This is a genomic window from Nocardioides sp. (assembly GCF_050699375.1).
In the GTDB taxonomy this organism is placed as follows: domain Bacteria; phylum Actinomycetota; class Actinomycetes; order Propionibacteriales; family Nocardioidaceae; genus Nocardioides.
The window spans coordinates 1-3,030 of record NZ_JBOHDN010000253.1 but is presented as its reverse complement, the minus strand read 5'-3'; the positions used below and the strand labels follow the sequence as shown (position 1 = coordinate 3,030).

Below are 3,030 nucleotides of genomic sequence, written 5' to 3'. Positions count from 1 at the left end.
CACTTCTGCAGGCCGAGAGGTCACCGGCGTGCCAACTCGGCCTGCAGTCGTGACTCTTCGGCCTGCGAAGGTGACTTCTCGGCGGGGTTGGAGATCAGGCGGGAGGTCGTCGGGAGGCGAGTGCCTCGACGACCTCGCGGGCGGTCGCGGCGATGGCGAGATCGACGTCGTTCTGGATCCGGGCGGTGCGGTCGGAGTCGGTGAGGACAGCGATGGCGACCCGGCCGCCCGGGTGGGCGATCACCGCGATCTCGTGGCGAAGGGTGAGGAAGCCGCCGGTCTTGCCGGCGAGCTCGATGTCGTCGGCGAGCAGGTCGGCGGCGATGCGGTGGGTGAAGACCTGTTTGCTCATCAGCCGTCGGACCATGGCGGTCGCCTCGGGCTTGGCGACCTCGTCGAGCCAGATGCGCTCCAGCAGGTCGACGCAGGCGCGCGGCGAGCCGACCGTGGCGCGCTCGATGTCGAGCGAGTCGATGACGTGACGGCCACCCGGCCGCCTGCCCTCGACGGCGAGCTGGGTGGCGAGAGCGAAGTCGTGGCCGGCGATGGCGGTGGCGTAGTCGTACATCGGCTGCATCCGGTGCCGCACCCGCAGCCCAGCCAGGCCCCATTCGGCGAGCTGTTCGTCGACCTCCCGCGGCGAGACCTTGGCGAAGAGCGCGTCGGCGGCGGCGTTGTCGCTGAGGCCGAGCATCATCAACATCAGGTCGGCGACGGAGCAGGTCGCGTCGTGGGCGAAGGCCGAGATGCCGTACGGCCCAAAGCTCCGCTCGTCCGCGGGCAGCGTCACCATCGAACCGCCGTCGATCTCGCCGCGTGCGATCCGGTCGGCCACGACCAGGGCCAGCGGCACCTTGGCGACCGACGCCAGTGGCATCGGACGCTCGACGCCGATCCCGACCTCGAGACCGGTGTCGATGTCGCGGGCCAGGAAGACGGCCCGGACCCGGAGGGCCTCGAACCTCTCCGCGGCGACCTCGGCGAGGTCGATCAGACCTCTGTCGCTGCCGACCAATGGCGAGCTGCTCATGCGACCCGCTCCTCACCGGCACCGACGCAGGCACCGAGCAGCGCGAGTGCCCGCTCGCGTACCGACCCGGCGACCAGCGGCCCGGGCAACGGCGGTTGCTCGACCAGGCGGTGCCCGCGCAGAACCGGGTCGATGAAAGGCGACCAGATCAGGCCGTACGTGTCCGCCTCATGCCGCGCGCAGACCAGCGTCCCGCGCCCCGCCAGGGCCTCGGCCACGGCGACCTGGTGCGACATCCGACGCAGTGCGGTCGGGGAGATCCCGGCGCGGTCCGCCGCCCACGGGAGCCGCGCGCCGGGCTCGTCCAGGTCTCGCGGGAGGGCCAGAACCGGGGCGCTCCCCGTGCCACGCCTGGGGCGCAGAGACCCCAACGGCACCGGCGCTCGCGCGGTTCCGGGAGCCGTGGCCGCGCCCAACCGGGTGACCCAGGTGGCCGATTCGGGATCGCATGTCTCCACCAGCCAGGCCGCGGCCTCGGGCGTCGTCTCGCCCGGGCCCGCGAGGCGTACGTCGACGCCGGTCTCCTCCACCAGCGCGACGAACCGCGCCAGCGGAGCCGGGTCGCATTCGGCGGGCACCGCTACCGAGAACCTCGCCCGGTCGAAGCGGCGTACGCTGCGCAGCAGGTGGTCTGCCTGGTCGACCAGGTGCCTGGCACGTGGCAGAAGCGCGACCCCGGCCTGGGTGAGTGCGATCTGGCGCCGGCTGCGGTCGAGCAGCTCGACCCCCAGCTCCCGCTCGAGTGCACGGAGGCGGCGGCTGAGCAGCGGCTGGTCGACGCCGAGCTCCAAGGCCGCCTCGGAGACGCTCATCTCGTCCGCCACCGCGGCGAAGCCGCGCAGATGAAGCAGTAGGTCCACGCGTACAGGATGTCTGATCGCCCTCAGCGCGTCCCATGTCACCGGTGCATACGTCCATGCCGGATCGTCCTTGGACGCCGTCGCCGCCGTCGCGTCACGATCGACGCCTCGGACCGACCAGCCAACTCACCAAAGGACCCCGACATGACTCATCCGAACCTCAGCCGCCGCGCCGTCCTGGGTGGAACCGCGGCCGCGGCCGCCCTTGCCGCGACCGGGGTGGGCAGCTCGCCGGCGTACGCCACCGAGAGCCCTTCCATCGCCGCGCTCGAGCGGCAGCATCAGCGTCGCCTCGGCGTCTGGGCCAAGAACATGCGGACCGGGCGCACCATCGAGCATCGCGCCGGTGAGCGCTTCCCGATGCTGTCGACGTTCAAGACCCTGCTCGCGGCCCAGATCCTGCGGGACCTGCCGGCGCGTACGCTCCAACAGCGCCTGACCTGGGACGAGAGCGATCTTGTCGTCAACTCGCCGATCACCTCGCTCACCACGCGCAACGGCCTCACGGTGGCGCAGCTGGCCGAGGCGGCGATCACGCGCTCCGACAACACCGCGGCCAACCGGCTGCTCCGTCTCGTCGGCGGGCCCTCGGCGATCACCGGCTTCGCCCGATCCCTCGGCGACACCGTGACCCGCCTGGATCGTTGGGAACCCGAGCTCAACAGCGCGGTCCCGGGCGACCCGCGCGACACCACCTCCCCGTACGCGATCGCGCAGACCTACACCAGCCTCCTGCTCGGCCGCGCCCTCGCGCGCGCGGACCGGGATCAGCTGACCACCTGGATGCTCGCCAACCAGTCGACCGTCACCCGGTTCGGCGCGGGCGTTCCCGCGGGTTGGCGGCTCGCCGACAAGACCGGTGGCGGCGACTACGCGACGCGCAACGACGTCGGCGTCACCTGGACCCCCGAGGGCGCCCCGATCGTCGTCGCCGCCCTCACCCGCTCCGACGACCCCACCGCCGCGCCCATCGACGCCGCCCTGGCCGACATCGCAGCCACCGTCTGTGCCGAGCTCGCCTGATATCCCGCCGAGAAGTCAGGTCTGCAGGCCGAGAAGTCAGGTCTGCAGGCCGAGAAGTCAGGTCTGCAGGCCGAGAAGTCAGGTCTGCAGGCCGAGAAGTCAGGTCTGCAGGCCGAG

The 3,030-nt window shown here is 71.8% G+C and carries 3 protein-coding genes; 1 reads left to right on the top strand and 2 read right to left on the bottom strand.

Annotated elements, in window-relative coordinates; translation table 11 throughout:
- Positions 1 to 94: 94 nt before the first annotated feature.
- Together ACRDPS_RS18730 and ACRDPS_RS18725 are read right to left on the bottom strand one after the other, a co-directional pair.
- The gene (locus ACRDPS_RS18730) at positions 95 to 1,030 is read right to left on the bottom strand and encodes a serine hydrolase (RefSeq protein WP_431503175.1); all 936 of its coding nucleotides are present in this window, start codon (positions 1,028 to 1,030) and stop codon (positions 95 to 97) included.
- Entirely contained in the window at positions 1,027 to 1,890 is an 864-nt protein-coding gene (locus ACRDPS_RS18725) for a LysR family transcriptional regulator (RefSeq protein ID WP_431503174.1), read from the bottom strand. Before ACRDPS_RS18725 ends, ACRDPS_RS18730 begins: the two co-directional genes overlap by 4 nt.
- Positions 1,891 to 2,034: 144 nt before the next feature.
- Here ACRDPS_RS18725 and bla point away from each other — a divergent pair, with 144 nt between their 5' ends.
- Positions 2,035 to 2,913: a class A beta-lactamase gene (bla, locus tag ACRDPS_RS18720; protein WP_431503173.1), complete on the top strand. Its 879-nt coding sequence runs from the start codon at positions 2,035 to 2,037 to the stop codon at positions 2,911 to 2,913.
- The last annotated feature ends 117 nt before the right edge of the window (positions 2,914 to 3,030 follow it).